This is a genomic window from Streptosporangium sp. NPDC006013, from assembly GCF_040614275.1.
In the GTDB taxonomy this organism is placed as follows: Bacteria; Actinomycetota; Actinomycetes; order Streptosporangiales; family Streptosporangiaceae; genus Streptosporangium.
In genome coordinates, this window is the sequence record NZ_JBEXUE010000020.1 from 1 (window position 1) to 17,462 (window position 17,462).

Here is a 17,462-nt window from a genome sequence, read left to right on the forward strand (position 1 = left end):
TCGAGGTCCCGCCGGCGTGGATGGCGGTCCTGGTGGCGCTCTTCCTCGCCGGCGCGCTGACCAGCCTGATCCGTGTCGGAGGGCGGCTGCCCCGGCCCGCGACGGGCCGGGGCTGCTCGCCTTCTCGTGGGGTATGGTCAGCCCACGATCCTGGTCTTGACCTTCTTCACGAAGAACCAGTTTTTGGTGCCCAGGCGCTCAAGCTCGTCCCGGGAGAGGTTCTCGGCGCCGGTCGGGACGTCGTAGCTGTCGACGCCCAGGATCGCCTCGGCGGTCCGCCCCGACTTCTTGCCGAGCTTCACCGTGATCGCGATGGTCTCGTAGTCGTCGATCTCAAGGGAGTAGGGAGTCCAGCACCAGAATCCGTCTTCGTAGTTGTAGCATCCCGTGCCCTTGGGCGCGGAGACTGCGGTGATCTTGGAGCCTTTGGGCAGCAGGCCGCCCATGTAGAAGTAGTCGGCCTCGTAGGGGCCCTTGTTGACGGCCTTGATCTTGTAAGTGACCTTTCCGCCGGCCTTGGCCTTCTTCGGAGCGGAGACGCTGACCGTGAAGGAGGAGAACGGTTCGGCTGCGGCCTTGACCGCCGCCGGTGCCTGCGCGGGAGCCGCCGAGGCGGGGGTGGCGAACAGCATGCCGCCGGCCAGCGGGGCGACCAGAGCAAGAGCGGCGATCTTGGAGATCGGGTGGCGCATCAAACGTCTCCCAGCTGGAGGGTTAAGGGGACGCCTGGAACGCCCCATAAAGTTCCAGCGTTTTATCACACATATAGATGTGGGGAGAAATCATATTTCGCTATGTGATTTAGGTGGAGCACCTGGCGCGGCGCCGTACCGGGTGGAGGTGCCCGGCACGCCTCGTGCGATCCGGGGCCCGGAGTGACCTGAGGCTCGAAAGGGCCGGGACTTCGCGCCGTGCAGAGGCCTGGGCTTCGTGAGGAACCCGAACCGGGAAAGGCCGGGTTTTGAAAATGCCCTAAAGGCACCCTAAGAGGATTTTAGGGGATGAAACCGACTGAGGCCGTTTTCCGCGCGTGCCGCGTCGTCGACGTACGGGGCGTCACGATCGTCGCTGTTTCGGCGATCGTCCCAGGGGGACGGCGGCACGCGCGGAACGCGCGGTTAGCGGAGCACCCGGGTCTTCACCCGCACGTACTTGACGTCGCTGCCGATGTCGATGCCGTGGATGTCGAAGGTGCCGAGCCCGCCCGCGGGGACGTCGATCGAGGCCGAGCCGAAATCGGCGGTCGCGGTGCCCCTGGCGCTGTTCTTCAACCAGACCCTGACCTTGATGGTGGCCGTCTTTCCGGGGTTCAGGGTGTCGAGCAGGCAGCCCACCTCGCGGCCGGAGATCTCGCAGTACGACCCGGCGGGCTTGCGGATGACGCGGACCTTGGAGACCTGCGAGGGAAGGTAGCCGCCGATGTAGGCGATGTCGGTGTACCACTTGCCCACGTTCTTGGTCGTGAGCGTGTAGACGTACGAGTCACCCGCCCAGGCCCTGCGAGGGTAGGTGACGGTCAGCTTCAGCGGCGCGAGCGGCTTGTCGGTGTGGACCGTCCCCTGCGGGGCGGTGATCCGGGGAGCCGCGGCGTTCGCGGTTCCAGGGGTGAGCAGCATGCCTCCCGCCAGGGCGATGGCGGCGAAGGCGGTCAGGTGCCGGCGCATTTCTTTACTCCAGTCGGAATTCGGTGATCCCCCGTTGGTTAATACGATCAGCATGCGGGAGCCCACTTGGAGATTCCTTGTGACTGACTGGCCGACCGAACGGTGAGCGGTTGGACGACGCACCGGATGCCGATCGGGAAGCGGCGATCCGACACGGCCGGGTCTGGCTCACCACCGTGCCCTTCGCGCCTTGGACGCGAAGGGGCTCCCTGTGCCCATCTGTGGTGCCTGGGAGTGCGCGGAGTCTTTGAAGTCCGCCAGGAAATGTCGCGGCGGGATGTCGAGAACCCGAGCGCGGCTTCGTCCCCGGAGTGAACACGGCCACAATGGGCCGTACCGCACTGAGGAGAACATGATGGCCAAGTACCTGCTGCTCAAGCACTACCGGGGCGCGCCGGCACCGGTCAACGACGTGCCGATGGACCAGTGGACGCCGGCGGAGCTTTCGGCCCACGTGCAGTACATGCGGGACTTCGCCGCTCGGATCGAGGGCACCGGTGAGTTCGTCGACAGTCAGGCGCTCTCCCCGGAGGGCACGTTCGTCCGCTACGACGGCGAGGGGCGGCCGCCGGTCACCGACGGCCCGTTCGCGGAGACCAAGGACCTGATCGCCGGCTGGATGGTGATCGACGTCGAGACCTACGAGCGGGCGCTCGAGCTGGCCGGCGAGTTGTCCGCGGCTCCGGGTGCGGGTGGGAAGCCGATCCACGAGTGGCTCGAGGTGCGCCCGTTCCTGGCCGAGCCCCCGACCATCACGGAGTGACGCACGGTGGACGAGGCCCTGCTGCGGACCCTCACCCCCATCGTGATCGGCATCCTCGTCCGTCGCGGAGCCGACTTCGCGGCGGCCGAGGATGCCGTGCAGGACGCCCTGGTCGAGGCCGTGCGCGTGTGGCCGGACGACCCGCCGCGGGACCCCAAGGGCTGGCTGGTCACCGTGGCCTGGCGTAAGTTCCTCGACACCGCCCGCGCCGATACCTCCCGACGGCACCGCGAGGTACGTGTCGAAGGCGAGCCCATGCCCGGCCCGGGCGAGGTGGTGGACGACACGCTCCAGCTGTACTTCCTGTGCGCGCACCCGTCCCTGACACCGGCTTCGGCCGTCGCGCTCACGCTGCGCGCGGTCGGCGGCCTGACCACGCGTCAGATCGCGCAGGCCTACCTCGTGCCGGAGGCGACCATGGCCCAGCGGATCAGCAGGGCCAAACGGGCCGTCTCGGGCGTCCGGTTCAACCAGCCCGGTGACGTCGCCACGGTGCTGCGCGTGCTCTACCTGGTCTTCAACGAGGGCTACTCCGGCGACGTCGACCTCGCCGGCGAGGCGATCCGGCTCACTCGCCGGCTGGCGGCCAAGATCAACCATGAGGAGGTCGCGGGCCTGCTCGCGCTCATGCTGCTCCACCACGCACGGCGCCCGGCACGGACCGGCCCCGACGGCAGGCTCGTGCCTCTTGCCGAGCAGGACCGCGGCCTGTGGAACACCCGTCTGATCGCCGAGGGCGTCGACGTGCTCCAGGCAGCCCTCACCCGCGACCGCCTGGGCGAGTTCCAGGCCCAAGCCGCCATCGCCGCGCTCCACGCCGACGCCCGGACAGCCGAGGAGACCGACTGGGTGCAGATCGTCGAGTGGTACGACGAACTGGTGCGCCTCACCGACAGCCCGGTGGCCCGCCTCAACCGGGTCGTCGCGGTCGGCGAGGCCGACGGCCCGCGGGCCGGCCTGGCCGCCCTGGCAGGGCTCGACCCCGCCCTGCCCCGCCACGCCGCCGTCGCGGCGTACCTAAACGAGCGTGACGGTGACCCGGTGACCGCGGCACGGCTCTACGCCGAAGCCGCCCGATCGGCGCCCAGCCTCCCCGAACGCGACCACCTCACGCGACAGGCCGCACGGCTCAACGCGCAGCTGCGCAGTTGAGCGGCGGGCATTCACCGACCCGATGGGGATGGTCTGCCTGATCCCCGGTGCCGCAGGTCAGGGCAGTTCCGGGCCGGGAATCGACGCTGCCGTGGAGCCGCTGTCCTGATCAGCTGCCGAGCCTGCCGAGCAGGTCTTGGATCGCTTGGAGAACGGCGTCGGGGCGGCGGAATATGACGGAGACGTGTCCGGCGTCGTCGATGACGCGGTTCTCGCCGTGCGAAACGGATTCGGCCAGCGCGGTGTAGAGCCGCGTTTTCGCTTCGGCCTCCTCGTGGAGGAGCGATGTGGGTATGCCCTGGGTGACCGCTTCTTTGAAGGGGTCGATCGCCACAGCGGTGAGCACGATCAGCGGGACGTCGGGCATCGGTCCCGCGTTGCGTACCTCGTCATGGAGTTGGTAACGGTTGGCCGCCTCCTGGCCGCCGATTCTCAGCCATTCCGGGCTGACGTGCCGTTCGATCAGCGACTCGCGGATCTCCTCCGGCCAGTCGGCCATCTCCCGCGCGAACAGGCCGCGGTAGAACTGGACGATCTCGTCGGGCAACTCGTCGGGCACCGCCTCGCCGGGGTCCCATGCCTGGTACAGCTCGTTCAGTTCCTTGGGCATGTAGGAGTCGTAGTCCTCGTGTTCGGGCTCCACCAGAACCAGGCCCGCCACCTCGTCGGGGAAACGCTGCGCATAGTGGCGTGCGTGCAGGCCGCCGAGGGAATGACCGACCAGCAGGTAGGGAGCGGGCACGCCGACGACCCGCAGCAGCTCGCGCAGCTCGTCGGTGACCTGGGTGGAGGTGCGTGGCAGCTCGGCCCGGTCGCTCCACCCCGTTCCGGCCCGGTCGTAGAGCACGCTCGTGGTGAGTTCGGCGGCCCGCTGCTGAACGATGAAGCCGTCCATGCCGGATGAGCCGGCCCCGGGTAGGAACACCGCCGCCGGGCTCCCGCTGCCCGATCGGTGGAGGAACAGCCTCCGATCCCCGACCTGGTGGTGCCGTCCCACTGGCGGCGTTGCCTCGGCCGTTTGACGTTGCATCGCTGACTCCCTCACTGCCGGGCCGGCTTGGCGGAGACGAGAGCGCACCTTTCGGGATCGCCGCCCGTCGCATGCCATCGAGCATGTGCTTTACCAATTTCAGGAACGGTACCAGATATGGGATCGTAGAGCTGTGGACACCCTTGATCTGCTCCTGCACCCGGTCCGGCTGCGCATCGTGCACGCCATGTCCGGCGGTCGCACCCGCACCACGTCCGGCCTGTGCGCCGGCCTGCCCGACGTCCCCAAGACCACGGTGTACCGGCACGTCGGCCTGCTGGCCGAGGCGGGAGTGCTGGAGGTCGTCGACGAGCAGCGCGTGCACGGCGCCGTCGAACGCCACTACCGGCTACGCCGCGAGCATGCGGGGATCGACGCCGACATGGCCGCGTCGATGTCCCTGGACGAGCACCGTCACGGGTTCGCCGCAGCCATGGCCGCCCTGCACGCCGAGTTCAACGCCTACCTCGACCGGGAGGGAGCCGACCCGACCGCCGACTCCGTGGGCTACCGGCAGGGCACCGTCTGGCTCAGCCCGGACGAGCTCGCCGAGATGATCGACGAGCTACGCGACGTCCTGGCCTCCAGGGCGGGCAACAAACCCGCGCCCGGCCGCAGCCCCCACCTGCTGAGCATGATCCTGTTCCCGACGGAGGAACCACCGCGGCACAAGGCCGGCGACCACCCCTGAGTCCATGCACGGCTTCTGATGAACGAGCGATTCCGAGAGAAGATCGCCCACACACCCCACGGGACGGCCGAAGACCTCGAATCCCTCTCATGACTCGTTGGCAACCGGATCGTCAGCATGAACGCACCTCCTCGGCTTTGATCGTGGTACCGGCCGCCGCACGGGCGTCCGTCCACCGGTACCGAGCCCGCCGAACGGTGGCGCCGAGCTCTCATCGGACCGGGGCTAGAGTCGTTCCGTGAGCTCCGAGAGTGAGGACCGGGACGCCGTGCTGCACGCGGTGAGCTCGGCCGTCCTCGCGGTGACCAGGCATCTGTCGGTCCGGGAGGTGCTCGGCGTCATCGTGCGGTCGGCGGGGCGGCTGCTGGACGCCCGCTACGCCGCGCTGGGCGTGCCCGACGACCAGGGGGCGTTCGCCGAGTTCGTCGCCGAGGGCATCTCCGACGAGGAGTGGGACGCGATCGGGCCCACGCCCCGCCAGCACGGCATGCTCGGCGCCCTGCTGCGCGAGGGCGTGCCGGTCAGGCTTCCCGACATCCGCAGGGACCCCCGGTTCGAATACTGGCCCCGCGCCCATCCGGTGCTCAAGGACTTCCTCGGGGTGCCGATCCTCGACGGGGACGAGGTGCTCGGCATCATCTTCCTGTCCAACAAGCGGGCCCCGGGCGGCTTCACCGAGGCCGACCAGCGGCTGCTCACCATGTTCGCCGCGCACGCCGCGCTCGCCCTCACCAACGCCCGCCTGTACGAGCGGAGCCGGGAGCTCACGCTGGTGGAGGAGCGCACCCGGATGGCCGGGGAACTGCACGACGCGGTGACCCAGAAGCTGTTCTCGCTGCGCCTCACCGCGCGGGCCGCGGCGTCGCTGGTCGCCGACGACCCGGTACGGGCGGTGCGGGAGCTCGACCGGGTGGAACGGCTGGCGGGAGAGGCGCTGGCCGAACTGCGGGCGGTGATCGTCGAACTCCGGCCGGCCGAGCTCGACCGGCACGGCCTGGCCGAGACGCTCCGCAAGCACGTCCGCCTGCTCGACCGGATCCACCCGGCCTCGTTCTCGTTCGAGGAGGCTCCGGTGTGCGACCTCGAACCCGAGATCGAGGCGGCCGTGCTGCGGGTGGCCCAGGAGGCGCTGCACAACGCCTCCAGGCATTCGAAGGCGCGTGCCGTCGGCGTACGGCTGGGGTGCGAGGGCGGGCGCGTGTTTCTGGAGGTGAGCGACGACGGGACGGGATTCGAGGTGACCGCCGCCGTGGGACGAGGGCTGGGCATCGCCTCGATGGGCGATCGGGCGGAGGCCGTCGGCGGCAGCGTGCGGGTGAGGTCGGAGCCCGGGGGCGGCACGCTCGTCCGGATGGAGGTGCCGGCGTGATCCGCGTCCTGATCGCCGACGACCACCCGGTCGTCCGGCAGGGGCTGCGTACCTTCCTGGACCTCCAGGAAGACCTCGACGTGGTCGGCGAGGCCGCCAACGGCGCCGAGGCGGTCGCCCTGGTGGAGACCCTCGCCCCGGACGTGCTGCTGCTCGACCTGAAGATGCCGGTCCTCGACGGGCTCGGCGCGCTGCTCCTGCTGGGGGAGCGGGGACTGTCGCCGCGGGCGCTCGTGCTGACCTCGGTCAGTGACCGGGAGGACGTGGCCCCGGCGATGCGGGCGGGCGCGGCGGGCTTCCTGTACAAGGACGTCGAACCGGCAGCGCTCGTGCACGCGATCCGGGCGGTGCACGGTGGCCAGGTGCTGCTCGCTCCGGAGGCCGCGGAGGCGATGCTCTCCCTCTCCGGATCCGTTCCGGCCACGCCGGAGGGCAGACGGGTGGCACCGTTGACCGAACGGGAGCGCGAGGTGCTCGCACTGATCGCGTCGGGTCGTTCCAACAGGGAGATCGCCAGACAGCTCACCGTGGCGGAGAAGACCGTGAAGACCCACGTCTCCAACGTGCTGATGAAGCTGGGCGTGCAGGACAGGACCCAGGCCGCCCTCTACGCGGTGCGGAACGGCCTGGCCTGACCGGCGTGCGAGGTCAGGTGTCCTTCTTCTCCTCACGCCGTCCCGGCGGCGGGGGCGGTGGCGGGGGAGGCGGCGGCGGTGGTGGGGTGTAACTCCCGCCCCCACTGCGCTTGGGTTTGGGCGGTGCGGGGTGGACGATCTTGGTTTTCACCGTCTTGAGGTAGTACCAGTGGGGGAAGTTCAGCCGCCTCCACTCGTCGCGGCTGAGGTCCGCGCCTCCGGTCGGGACGTTCCAGGTGTCGGCGCCGAGCTTGGCGACCGCGGTGCCCCTGGTCCGCTTGTTGAGCTTGACCCAGATGCGCACCGTCTCCGACTCGCCCTTGCCGATGATCCAGGGCGTCACACACCAGAAGCCGTCGGTGTAGAAGTCGCAGTCGGTGCCTTTCGGGCCCTTGTAGTAGACGGTGCTGTTGATGCCTTTTGGTAGGAGGGTCCCGCCTACGTAGAAGTAGTCGGCCTTCTGTGGTCCCCGATTGGTGATTTTGATCGTATACATGAACTCTTGGCCGCTTCTGACCCGTTTTGGGGCCTTCACTGAGACCTTGAAAGCGGACCAGGGCCTGTCCAGACTCGCCGCTGACGGGGCCACGGCCGAGACGTCCGTCCGGGTCGCCGACAGGGCCTCGGAGGAAGCCGGGGACTGTGTGTTCGCGGCGGCGGCCGAGGCGTTGGGGACGATCGCGAGCGGAGTGATGAGGCTGAGACCTAGAAGCGTGCCGAAGCTTCGGCGCATGGGCGTCTCCGCACGAGCTAGGGGTGACCGTAGTCACCATTTGTTTCGAAGATTATGACTTAAGAAGGACGCGCCGGAAGCGTGAATGATCTACCTGAAAATTAGTTATTTGCGTATCTTTGGTGACTCGGGGATGGCGGCGGTTCACAGGCTGGACAACGGGGAGGCTCAGGTGCCGGATACGAGCCCGCTGCGCAGGGAGGACCCGGAGTCACTGGGCGACTACCGGCTGCTCGGCCGCCTCGGTGAGGGGGCGCAGGGGGTGGTCTACGCGGGCCGGGGGGCCGACGGGGTGATGGTGGCGATCAAGCTGCTCCACCCCAGGCTGAGCGACACCGGCATGGACGGTGCCCGGTTTCTCCGTGAGGTCTCCGCCGCCCGCCGGGTGGCTCCGTTCTGCACCGCCCAGGTGCTGGGCGCCCACATGGACGGTGACCGCCCCTACATCGTGAGCGAGCTGGTGGAGGGGATCTCCCTGCAGCGGGTCGTGCAGGCCGAGGGACCCCGCGGCGGCAACGTGCTCCACCGGCTCGCGGTCGGTACCGTGACCGCGCTGGCCGCCATCCACCGGGCGGGCATCGTGCACCGCGATTTCAAGCCCAGCAACGTGCTGCTCGGTCCCGACGGACCCCGCGTAATCGACTTCGGCATCGCCAGAGCCCTCGACTCGGCGATGACCGTGACGAGCGGAGTGGTCGGCACCCCCGCCTACATGTCGCCGGAACAGGTCTCCGGGCACCGGGTCGAGCCCTCCTCCGACATGTTCAGCTGGGCGTTGACGATGGTGTTCGCCGCGACCGGGCGGCCCGCGTTCGGCCAGGACAGCGTGCCCGCGGTCATCTACAGGGTGATGAACGAGGCCCCCGACCTGTCCGAGCTTCCCGACACCCTGCGGCCGATCGTCACCTCGTGCCTCAGCAAGCAGGCCGGGGAACGGCCCAACGCCTCCGAGGTGCTGTTCGCGCTTCTGGACACCCAGTCGGAGGAGGCAACCACTCCCGAGCCTCCGCTCGCCGCTCCGCCCCTGCCCACTGCCCTGCCCACTGCCCTGCCCACGCCTTCGCCCGCTGTTCCGCCCGTGCCCCCGCCCGCCGCCTCGACCGTGCCCCCGCCGCCCGCTCCCGAGACGTTGTGGGTGCGGCCGTCAGGGGCGGACCCGGGGGAGCCCGGCGCGGCCCCCGGTCACGCTCCGGGCGGCAGGGCGGGCACCTCCCCGGCTGCTCCTCCACCCGCGGCCGTCCCCTTCACCTCCCCCGCGGGACCCGCGCACTACCCGGGCAACCTGACGCCCGTCGGCCGGCAGGCCGCGCCCCCGCCGGGGGCGTACCCTCCGCCACCGCCGCGGCACCCGGACCTCTTCGGTGACCCGGTACCCGGCGCGCCCGGCGAGCACGGGACACGGCGCAGACGGGCCGCCCTCGTCACCGGGGTGCTCGTGGGAGCCCTGGCCCTGGCCACCGCCGTGCTGGTGGCGGTGCCGAGCATGCGGAACGACACCACGGCGAGCTCCCCGGCTCCCGATGTCGGTACGCCGTCGTCCTCGATTCCCTCCACACGGCCCCCCACGGCCGCCTCGCAGGCTGCCACGCAGGCCCCGACACCTGTCGCGCAGGCCCTGACCCCGGCCCCCACGGCGAGCCTCACGACGGCGCCGACCTCCGAGCCGTCCGAGCCGCTCGCCATGCCGCCCGCCGCGGTGCTCTTCGACGGTCAGGACGGCAAGGCGCTCAAGGGGCACAGCAGGGCCGTACAGTCCCTCGCCAAGATCGAGATCAAGGGCAGGCCCACGGTGGTCTCGGGCAGCCAGGACGGTTCGCTCGGGATCTGGGACCCCGCCGAGCACAAGAGGCTCCACCGGCTCCGCGGCCACCGGGGCGAGGTCTACGCGGTCGCCACCGTCACCTTCGGCGGCACGCCGTACGCGGTGACCGGCGGCTACGACCACTCCGTCCGCCTGTGGAACCTGAAGACCCGCAAGAGCAGGGTTCTCGGCCACCACCCCATCGCGGTCTTCTCCGCCGCGGCGGGCATCGTGAACGGTTCACCGGTCGCCGTCACCGGGGACGGCGACGGCACGCTCTACTTCTGGAACCTGAAGAGCCGCAGGTTGCTCAGAGTCGTCTCCGCGCACCGCGACGACGTCAACTGGCTCGCCTTCGGCAAGATCGGAAAGCGCTCCGTCGTCGTGTCCGCCGGCGCCGACAAGACGCTGAAGATCTGGGACCTCGTCACCAGGAAGCGGTACGGCAAGGTCTATCGGGGGCACAGCGGGCGGGTCTTCTCGGTGGCCTTCGGCAAGCTGGGCGACCGCACCGTGGTCGCCTCGGGCGGCAAGGACAAGAAGATCAGGATCTGGGACCCGAAGACCTCCAAGACCATCGGCAAGCCGCTCAAGGGTCACGGAGGCAACGTCTACTCCCTGGCGTTCGGCACGGTGGACGGGCGCACCGTGCTGGTGTCGGGCAGCACGGACGGGACCGTCCGGCTCTGGGACCCGGCCGAGGGCAAACCCCTTGGCAAGGCGATCAAGGCACACAAGGGCGGGGTCTACTCGGTCACCGTCATGACCATCGGCGACCGTATGGTGGCCGTCTCGGCGGGCAAGGACCGCACCGTCAAGCTCTGGAAGCTGACCTCCGGCCGGTGACCCGCCCCGCGACAGGCTCTCGGACCGGGCCCTCAGACCAGCTCGGTGATGGCGTGGTGGGCGACCACGCGGGCCCGGCGCACCGCGCGGTCGAGCTCACGCAGGGCCTCGGCGCGCACGGCGAGCTGGCCCGAGGTGAGCCCCCGCTCGTCGGCGATGCGGAGCACCGCGGCGAGACGGGCGGCCAGGGCGGCGACCCGATGGGCGCGGGCGGGATAGCCGGGGGCCAGGCCGTCATCGGTGATCTTCGGCTGCCGGTGGCCCTGGGCCGGACCCCCCACGCCGAGCAGGGCGTCGGTGGCCACGCGCATCGCGCGGGTCAGCTCGTGCTCCGCGTCGGCGAGAGAGGGCAGGTCGGGTGCCGTGGCTCGGGCCTCCAGCACGCTCCAGCGAACCCCGGCGTACGATGACCCGCGGTGGTCCTTTACCGGGACCAGGCCAAGGCATCTGTCACCGAGCACGGCTGTCGCCGCCTGTCCGGCCTCGATGGCCGCGGAGTTGAAGGGGGGCGGTCCGGTGAGCCCGAGCGGGTCGCCCGGGACGGGCAGGGCCAGTCGCAGCGACTTCATACCCCCGATCCGCAGGTCGGCGAGGAACCCGCGGAGGGGAAGGTCGCCGCTTTCCGCGGCGACGACTTGGGGGCCGGCCTGTCGTTCCACGCGGTCGGCGGCCTCGTCGAGGCCGACCTGTCCGGCGAGCCAGGCGTTGCCCCAGCAGACCAGGGTGGCCGAGATCGGTGAATCAGGGTGCACCGATCCACGATATGCGCTCACCCTGCAATAGGTTTTGTTCCAGCGATTCACAAGGAGGCGTAAGGGATGGGCGGTCAGGTGCTTCGGCTACAGGACGTCACCGTCCGCAGGGACGGGGCGGCCCTGCTGCGGGAGATCGACTGGACCGTTCACGAGGACGAACGGTGGGTCGTCATCGGTCCCAACGGCGCGGGGAAGACGACGTTGCTGCAGGTGGTCGGGGCGATGCTGTTCCCCACCGAGGGCATCGTGGAGATTCTGGGCGAGCGGCTCGGCCAGAGCGACGTCTTCGAACTGCGGCCCCGCATCGGGCTCGCGAGCGCCTCACTGGCGGAGAAGGTGCCGCCGGAGGAGAAGGTCATCGACCTGGTGCTCACGGCTTCGTACGCCATCCTCGGCCGCTGGACGGAGGAGTACGACTCCCACGACGTCACGCGCGCCGTCGAGCTGATCGACCAGTTCGGATGCGCCCACCTGATCCGGCGCCGGTTCAACACGTTGTCCGAGGGAGAGCGTAAGCGGGTCCAGATCGCCCGCGCGCTCATGCCGAACCCGGAGCTGCTGCTGCTGGACGAGCCCGCCGCCGGCCTGGACCTGGGCGGGCGCGAGGACCTGGTCCGCCGCCTGGCGACGCTCGCGCACGATCCGAAGGCGCCGACCATGGTGCTGGTCACCCACCACGTGGAGGAGGTGCCCAGCGGGTTCACCCACGCGCTGTTGCTCCGGCACGGCTCCGTGGTGGCCCAGGGGCCGATCGAGCAGGTGATGACGGCGGAGAACCTGTCGCACACCTTCAGCGTCCCGCTCAGCCTGGATCAGGGGCGGGACGGCCGGTGGTACGCGCGGGCGCACCAACTCTGAACTCATTTCGGTTGTCCAAAAACCGGTAAAGCATACCCCTGCCGTGAGACGGCGGCCGGGCTCCTCCTAGCATCCGGTAAGTGCCGTGCACCTCGTCATGGGCGCGAGCCTCACCAGCAAAGGGGAGTTCATGACACCGTGGGAGGCGGCTGCGATCTTCGTGGCCGGTATCGGAGCCGGAGGCATCAACGCCGTTGTCGGCTCCGGATCTCTGATCACGTTTCCGACCATGGTCGCGCTGGGGATGCCGCCGGTCGTCGCCAACGTCTGCAACAGCGTCGGCCTGGTCCCGGGCTCGCTGACCGGCGCGCTCGGCTACCGGGCGGAGTTGAAGGGGCAGCGCCAGCGGCTGATCCGGCTGGGAATTCCGACGATCATCAGCGCGGTGATCGGCGGGGTGCTCCTGCTCTATCTCCCCGCGGAGACGTTCGACATCGTGGTGCCCGTCCTGATCGGTGTGGCGTGCGTGCTGGTGATCGCCCAGCCGAGACTCAACAGGTGGTTGAGCGCCCGGCGGGAGCACGCCCAGCCGCACGGCGGCCCCTGGCTCTGGATCGGTGTCTTCGCCTGCGGCATCTACGGCGGCTACTTCGGCGCCGCGCAGGGCGTGCTGCTCATCGGGCTGCTCGGCAGCTTCCTCGACGACGGCCTGCAGCGGATCAACGCGGCCAAGAACGTGCTCTCGCTGCTGATCAACATGTCCGCCGCGGCGCTGTTCATCCTGATCGCGGAGATCGACTGGCTGGCGGTGCTGATGGTGGCGCTGGGCGCCGCGATCGGCGGTTTCCTCGGTGCGAAGATCGGCAGGAAGCTGCCTGCTCCGGTATTGCGCTGGTTCATCGTCTGCATCGGTGTGGTGGCGATAGTCAAACTGGTGTACGGGTGAACCTGCCTACTAGTGGGTACCAATTAGGTATGAAAGGTGACAAGGTCGAGGTTGTCATCGACGCAGGAGACAGTTCCCGTACCTACGAGGTCAGCGCCACCAGAGCGGGACGCCGTGTTGAGGTGGCCAACGCACGCGGCGGCGTCGTCGAGGTGAGCGAGGTCACCCGGAGCGGAACGGCCGTGCGCACCGCCCGGTTCATGTCCAGCCGGATCCTTGCCCTGGTGGAACACCCCGCCGACGGCAAGCCCGCATAGCCCCGAACGGGCCCGAACAGCTCAGGATCGGTGGCGGGCCGGTTCTTGTCGCGCCCGGGCGGGGCGGTCCGTCATGCCTGGGCGGGACGGACCTGGAGCACGCCGTCGCGGCGGACCCGGGTCTCGAAGGACGGCTGGGGGGCCGTGGCCGGGCCGTGTACGACGGCACCGTCGGAGAGTCTGAAGGTGCTTCCGTGCCACGGGCAGACCACGCAGGCGACGCCCTCCTCCGAGATCAGGCGCCCCTGGTGGAGTGGCCCGGCCAGGTGGGCGCACTGGTCGGCGAGGACCGTGACGGTGCCCCCGACACGGAGTACGAACAGGTCGATGTAGCCGAGCCGTCGCGTCACCGGACGTCCGTTCGGCAGATCGCCGATCTCGCACAGGTCATGCCAGCCCAGCGGGACCAGGTGGGTGACGGGCTCGGCGTGGTTGGACCCGGCCGCCTGCCGGTAGGCGAGGTAGCCGCCGAGGTAGCCGCCCACGCTCGCGGCACCCAGCCCGACGAACGACAGCAGCCGCCCGGTCCGGTCGCGCCCGGTCAACCGGAACGCCAGCGATCCGGCGTAGAGCCCTAGGGAGGTCAGGTTGGCGATCGCGTGCACGAACCCCACCCGCTGCTGCTCGCGGTGGAGCGCGGACCAGTCGACGATGCCCGCGGCCACCGCCGGGGTGGCGGTGGCGAGTCCACTCGCGACCAGCAGTTGCGACGCGCGTGGATCCGAGCGGGTCACGTCGAGCACCGCGGTCGCCGCCCAGAGGCCCAGGCTGAGGTTGGCGAGCGGTGGATGGAGTGGCTTGCCGAGCGGTACCCCGTGCAGCAGGTCACGGAGCAGGCCGGGGCCGATCCGTCGGCGCACCGCCTTGGCGAGTATGCGGATCGGCCGATCGGCCCTGGGGGACCGCTCGATCCGCTCGGTGAACTCGACCCCGGGCACCAGGCGCTTAAAAGTTCGGCGCCCTGTTTTGACGGTTTCCTTCACTATCGCCCCCTTCTCGACCCATAGGGACCTACCCGGGAACGGTGTTATGCACGCGCCAAATGTCCTCGGCTGACGGAGAGAGCGATGATCTCGGTGGCGTAGGCGCCCAGCGTCGCCGACCCCTCCTCGATGATTTTCACCTTCTCCAGCACCTGTTCCGCCGTCACCTTGTAGAGCGACCAGGTGCCGCCCTCGTTGTGGTGGTTGGCCATGATGGGCGCGATCCGGTCGAGGGCCTTGGCGAACTTGGCCTCGGGAGTCCTGCGCTCCTCGAACTCGTCCCAGAGGTCGCGCAACCGCGTGGCCTGGTCATCTGGGAGCAGCCCGAAGATCCGGTCGGCGGCCTTGCGCTCGATGCCCAACTGGGCCTCGACGGCGGAGGCGTCGTAGATGAAGGTGTCTCCCGCGTCGATCTCGACGATGTCGTGGACGAGCAGCATCGCGACGACCCTGTCGAGGTCGGTGCCTGGTGGTGCGTGTTCGGCCAAGACCATCGCCAGCATGCCCACGTACCAGGAATGCTCGGCGTCGTTCTCCCGCCGCGACCCGTCCATGAGGGTGTTGCGGCGGACGATGCGTCTGAGCTTGTCGATCTCCATGGCGAAGGTGAGCTGAGCGTGTAGACGGTCCTGTGCTAAAGGGGTGGTCACGCGCGCAAGCCTAATGCGCGTCGATCCCCCTTTTCCGAGCGATCATGGGATCATGCCCGGCCGAGTGTGACGGGGACCCCGTTGAACACGGCGTTTCCCGAGGGTACGTCCACGATGGAATCGTCTGTCAGCGCGTTCGCGTTGACCCCCGCGTGCTCGGCGGCCACCAGTTGCGAGGTGCCCGCGTGTCCCCATCCGTGGGGCAGGCTCACCACTCCCGGCATGATCGTGTCGGTCGGCTCCAGCGGTACGACCAGCTCGCCGGCCGCCGAGCGCACCACCGCGTGCTCGCCCAGCCCGAGCCTGCTCACGTCGTCCGGGTTGATCTGCAGGGTGCACCGGTTGGTCCCGCCGACCAGCGGGCCCACGTTGTGCAGCCAGCTGTTGTTGGAGCGCAGGTGGCGCCGGCCGATCAGTACGATCTCCGCGGGTGGCACGGTCAGCCGCCCGCGCAGCCGCGCGACGTCCTCGACCAGCCGCGGCGGGGCCAGCTCCACCCGCCCCGAGGCGGTGCGGACGATCTCCGCCAGCCGAGGTTCCAGAGCGCCCAGGTCGATGCCGTGCGGGTTCGCCAGGAGCGTGGCCAGGGAGAGCCCGTAGGGGCCGAGCCTGAGCATGGCGTCCAGCCGCATCTCGGCTCCGCTGCCGCCGTCCAGCGAGGCACGCAGCTCGGCCGGGTCCCCGCCCTCCATCGGTGAGCCGGGCGTCTCGACCGCCTTGCGGAGCATCTGGTCGAGGATCAGCTCGTCGAGCAGGGCCGGGTCGGCGTCCGCCCCCTGCCCAGAGGCGATCATCGTCAGCCGCGCCATGATCTCGGCCTCGGAGGGACGTCCCGGCTCCAGTGGCAGGACCGGCGGGGAGAACCTCGCGTAGTTGCGGACCGCGACGAACAGCAGCGACAGGTCGTAGTGCGGCGACTGCATCACCCGGGGCGGCGGCAGGATGACGTTCGCGTGCCTGGTGGTCTCGTTCAGGTACGGGTCCACGCAGACCATGAACTCCAGGTCACGGAAGGCCGCGTCCAGCCGGGGACCGCCCGGCGCGGACAGCACCGGGTTGCCGGCCACCATGACCAGCCCTCTGACCTGCCCCTCGCCCGGTGTCTCGATCTCGTCCGCGAGGGTGGCCACCGGGAGCTCACCGTTCGCCTCCGGCAGCCCGCGGACGCGGCTGTGCCAGCGTCCCGTGGTGTACGGCCTGCTCCTGCGGCCGTTCTCCACCGCGGTTTTCGCGAACATGACCCCGCCGGGGCGGTCGAAGTTGCCGGTCAGGATGTTGACGACGTCGACCAGCCACTGCGTGACGGTGCCGAACTCGACGGTGCAGGTGCCGATACGGGCGTAGACGGCGGCGGTCGGGGCCGCGGCCAGCTCGCGCGCCAGCCGTACGATCTCCGTGGCGGGCACCCCGCAGATCGGGGCCACGGTCTCCGGGGCGAAGTCCTCCGCCAGCCGTCTGACCTCGTCCAGCCCGTTGACCTCGACGCCCACCGAGGTCAGATCCTCGGCGAAGAGGGTGTGCACGATGCCGAACAGCAGGTAGGCGTCGGTGCCCGGCCTCACGAACAGGTGCTCGTCGGCGAGAGCGGCGGTGCGGGTGCGGCGCGGGTCGACGACCACGAGCCTGCCCCCGCGTCCGCGCAGCGCCTTGAGGCGGCCGGGGAAGTCGGGGGCGGTGCAGAGCGAGCCGTTGGACTCCAGTGGGTTGGCGCCGAGCATCAGCAGGTAGTCGGTGCGATCCAGGTCGGGCACCGCGATGGCCAGCGGGTCGCCGAGCATCAGGCCGCAGGAGACGTGCTTGGGCATCTGGTCCGCGGTGCTCGCGGAGAAGATGTTGCGGGTGCCGAGGGCGCGGATCAGGGGTGTGCCGTACAGGGCGCCCGCCATGGAGTGGGCGTTCGGGTTGCCGACGTAGACGGCCAGAGACCGGCGTCCATGTGCGTCGATCACGCCCTTCAGGCCCTCCTCGACCGTGCGGAACGCCTCGTCCCAGGACGCCTCGCGCCACGCCTCGTCCGTCCGGATCATCGGGACGCCCAGCCGGTCCGGGTCCTCGTCGAGGCGGCCCAGGCTTGCCCCCTTGGGGCAGATGAACCCCTTGGAAAACGGGTCGTCCGGGTCGCCCTTGACCGAGGTGACGTGCCCGGTGTCGTCGAGGGTGAGCCGGAGGCCGCAGACGGCCTCGCAGAGGGGGCAGGTCCGGTGCGCTGTTCTCATCGGCACTCCTGAGTCCGGCAAGTGAACTCATCATGGCCGTAGGCCGGGGCGAGGGGAAGCCCCCGAGGGGGCGAACTCGGGGGCTTCCGTGCCGCCAGGAGGACGGGACGGCCAGTGGAACCCAGACGGCCCGCTGTGTCCCGCGGCCGGATGGGAGGTTCGCGCGGCCTGCT

The 17,462-nt window shown here is 69.8% G+C and carries 17 protein-coding genes; 9 read left to right on the plus strand and 8 right to left on the minus strand.

What is annotated here, in order from left to right; genetic code table 11:
* Window positions 1-137: 137 nt before the first annotated feature.
* Together ABZ260_RS05335 and ABZ260_RS05340 are read right to left on the minus strand one after the other, a co-directional pair.
* Window positions 138-692 carry a hypothetical protein gene (locus tag ABZ260_RS05335; protein WP_355613259.1) on the minus strand — a complete coding sequence of 185 codons (555 nt, stop codon included), beginning with the start codon at window positions 690-692 and terminating at the stop codon, window positions 138-140.
* Window positions 693-1,118: 426 nt separating this feature from the next.
* Complete coding sequence (locus ABZ260_RS05340; RefSeq protein WP_355613260.1) at window positions 1,119-1,664, minus strand: hypothetical protein; 546 nt, start codon at window positions 1,662-1,664, stop codon at window positions 1,119-1,121.
* A 355-nt stretch (window positions 1,665-2,019) separates the two neighbouring features.
* On the opposite strand from ABZ260_RS05340, the gene ABZ260_RS05345 reads away from it, so the two are divergent.
* Together ABZ260_RS05345 and ABZ260_RS05350 are read left to right on the plus strand one after the other, a co-directional pair.
* Window positions 2,020-2,427, plus strand: a complete 408-nt coding sequence (locus tag ABZ260_RS05345) for a YciI family protein (protein WP_355613321.1) — start codon at window positions 2,020-2,022, stop codon at window positions 2,425-2,427.
* Between the two features lie 6 nt (window positions 2,428-2,433).
* Window positions 2,434-3,579, plus strand: coding sequence for a DUF6596 domain-containing protein (locus ABZ260_RS05350; RefSeq protein WP_355613262.1), 1,146 nt, complete (start codon window positions 2,434-2,436; stop codon window positions 3,577-3,579).
* A 109-nt stretch (window positions 3,580-3,688) separates the two neighbouring features.
* Here ABZ260_RS05350 and ABZ260_RS05355 read toward each other — a convergent pair whose 3' ends face one another.
* On the minus strand, window positions 3,689-4,687 hold the full coding sequence (locus ABZ260_RS05355; RefSeq protein WP_355613264.1) for an alpha/beta hydrolase: 999 nt from the start codon (window positions 4,685-4,687) through the stop codon (window positions 3,689-3,691).
* Window positions 4,688-4,742: 55 nt separating this feature from the next.
* Here ABZ260_RS05355 and ABZ260_RS05360 point away from each other — a divergent pair, with 55 nt between their 5' ends.
* The 3 genes from ABZ260_RS05360 (at window position 4,743) to ABZ260_RS05370 (ending at window position 7,304) form a co-directional block, all read left to right on the plus strand.
* A complete protein-coding gene (locus ABZ260_RS05360) occupies window positions 4,743-5,300 on the plus strand; it encodes a helix-turn-helix domain-containing protein (protein ID WP_355613266.1) in 558 nt (185 codons plus the stop codon).
* Window positions 5,301-5,538: 238 nt separating this feature from the next.
* The gene (locus tag ABZ260_RS05365) at window positions 5,539-6,669 is read left to right on the plus strand and encodes a GAF domain-containing sensor histidine kinase (protein WP_355613268.1); all 1,131 of its coding nucleotides are present in this window, start codon (window positions 5,539-5,541) and stop codon (window positions 6,667-6,669) included.
* Window positions 6,666-7,304: a response regulator transcription factor gene (locus tag ABZ260_RS05370; RefSeq protein WP_355613270.1), complete on the plus strand. Its 639-nt coding sequence runs from the start codon at window positions 6,666-6,668 to the stop codon at window positions 7,302-7,304. Before ABZ260_RS05365 ends, ABZ260_RS05370 begins: the two co-directional genes overlap by 4 nt.
* Window positions 7,305-7,317: 13 nt before the next feature.
* Here ABZ260_RS05370 and ABZ260_RS05375 read toward each other — a convergent pair whose 3' ends face one another.
* The gene (locus ABZ260_RS05375; RefSeq protein WP_355613272.1) at window positions 7,318-8,037 is read right to left on the minus strand and encodes a hypothetical protein; all 720 of its coding nucleotides are present in this window, start codon (window positions 8,035-8,037) and stop codon (window positions 7,318-7,320) included.
* A gap of 172 nt (window positions 8,038-8,209) precedes the next feature.
* Between ABZ260_RS05375 and ABZ260_RS05380 the strand changes: the two genes are divergently transcribed.
* Window positions 8,210-10,684: a protein kinase gene (locus tag ABZ260_RS05380; RefSeq protein WP_355613274.1), complete on the plus strand. Its 2,475-nt coding sequence runs from the start codon at window positions 8,210-8,212 to the stop codon at window positions 10,682-10,684.
* A 32-nt stretch (window positions 10,685-10,716) separates the two neighbouring features.
* On the opposite strand, the gene ABZ260_RS05385 is transcribed toward ABZ260_RS05380, so the two are convergent.
* Window positions 10,717-11,436, minus strand: coding sequence for a hypothetical protein (locus ABZ260_RS05385; RefSeq protein ID WP_355613276.1), 720 nt, complete (start codon window positions 11,434-11,436; stop codon window positions 10,717-10,719).
* A 66-nt stretch (window positions 11,437-11,502) separates the two neighbouring features.
* Here ABZ260_RS05385 and ABZ260_RS05390 point away from each other — a divergent pair, with 66 nt between their 5' ends.
* The 3 genes from ABZ260_RS05390 to ABZ260_RS05400 all read left to right on the plus strand — a co-directional run bounded on the left by ABZ260_RS05390 (window position 11,503) and on the right by ABZ260_RS05400 (window position 13,440).
* A complete protein-coding gene (locus ABZ260_RS05390) occupies window positions 11,503-12,297 on the plus strand; it encodes an ABC transporter ATP-binding protein (protein WP_350918647.1) in 795 nt (264 codons plus the stop codon).
* 130 nt (window positions 12,298-12,427) lie between these two features.
* Window positions 12,428-13,183 (plus strand): sulfite exporter TauE/SafE family protein, encoded by a 756-nt coding sequence (locus ABZ260_RS05395; protein ID WP_355613323.1) that lies wholly within the window; start codon window positions 12,428-12,430, stop codon window positions 13,181-13,183.
* Window positions 13,184-13,212: 29 nt separating this feature from the next.
* Entirely contained in the window at window positions 13,213-13,440 is a 228-nt protein-coding gene (locus ABZ260_RS05400) for a hypothetical protein (protein ID WP_329088968.1), read from the plus strand.
* Window positions 13,441-13,511: 71 nt separating this feature from the next.
* On the opposite strand, the gene ABZ260_RS05405 is transcribed toward ABZ260_RS05400, so the two are convergent.
* The 3 genes from ABZ260_RS05405 to ABZ260_RS05415 all read right to left on the minus strand — a co-directional run bounded on the left by ABZ260_RS05405 (window position 13,512) and on the right by ABZ260_RS05415 (window position 17,289).
* A complete protein-coding gene (locus ABZ260_RS05405; protein ID WP_355613278.1) occupies window positions 13,512-14,378 on the minus strand; it encodes a Rieske 2Fe-2S domain-containing protein in 867 nt (288 codons plus the stop codon).
* Window positions 14,379-14,467: 89 nt separating this feature from the next.
* Window positions 14,468-15,022, minus strand: a complete 555-nt coding sequence (locus tag ABZ260_RS05410; protein WP_355613325.1) for an HD domain-containing protein — start codon at window positions 15,020-15,022, stop codon at window positions 14,468-14,470.
* A gap of 101 nt (window positions 15,023-15,123) precedes the next feature.
* Window positions 15,124-17,289: a molybdopterin-dependent oxidoreductase gene (locus ABZ260_RS05415; RefSeq protein ID WP_355613281.1), complete on the minus strand. Its 2,166-nt coding sequence runs from the start codon at window positions 17,287-17,289 to the stop codon at window positions 15,124-15,126.
* Between the last annotated feature and the right edge of the window lie 173 nt (window positions 17,290-17,462).

What these genes read in the sequence shown, in the direction of transcription:
- ABZ260_RS05335 (WP_355613259.1), bottom strand. Translation starts at nt 692, where the DNA reads ATGCGCCACCCGATCTCCAAGATCGCCGCTCTTGCTCTGGTCGCCCCG.
- ABZ260_RS05340 (WP_355613260.1), bottom strand. Translation starts at nt 1,664, where the DNA reads ATGCGCCGGCACCTGACCGCCTTCGCCGCCATCGCCCTGGCGGGAGGC.
- ABZ260_RS05345 (WP_355613321.1), top strand. Translation starts at nt 2,020, where the DNA reads ATGGCCAAGTACCTGCTGCTCAAGCACTACCGGGGCGCGCCGGCACCG.
- ABZ260_RS05355 (WP_355613264.1), bottom strand. Translation starts at nt 4,687, where the DNA reads ATGGCATGCGACGGGCGGCGATCCCGAAAGGTGCGCTCTCGTCTCCGC.
- ABZ260_RS05375 (WP_355613272.1), bottom strand. Translation starts at nt 8,037, where the DNA reads ATGCGCCGAAGCTTCGGCACGCTTCTAGGTCTCAGCCTCATCACTCCG.
- ABZ260_RS05390 (WP_350918647.1), top strand. Translation starts at nt 11,503, where the DNA reads ATGGGCGGTCAGGTGCTTCGGCTACAGGACGTCACCGTCCGCAGGGAC.
- ABZ260_RS05395 (WP_355613323.1), top strand. Translation starts at nt 12,428, where the DNA reads ATGACACCGTGGGAGGCGGCTGCGATCTTCGTGGCCGGTATCGGAGCC.
- ABZ260_RS05400 (WP_329088968.1), top strand. Translation starts at nt 13,213, where the DNA reads ATGAAAGGTGACAAGGTCGAGGTTGTCATCGACGCAGGAGACAGTTCC.
- ABZ260_RS05410 (WP_355613325.1), bottom strand. Translation starts at nt 15,022, where the DNA reads ATGGAGATCGACAAGCTCAGACGCATCGTCCGCCGCAACACCCTCATG.
- ABZ260_RS05415 (WP_355613281.1), bottom strand. Translation starts at nt 17,289, where the DNA reads ATGAGAACAGCGCACCGGACCTGCCCCCTCTGCGAGGCCGTCTGCGGC.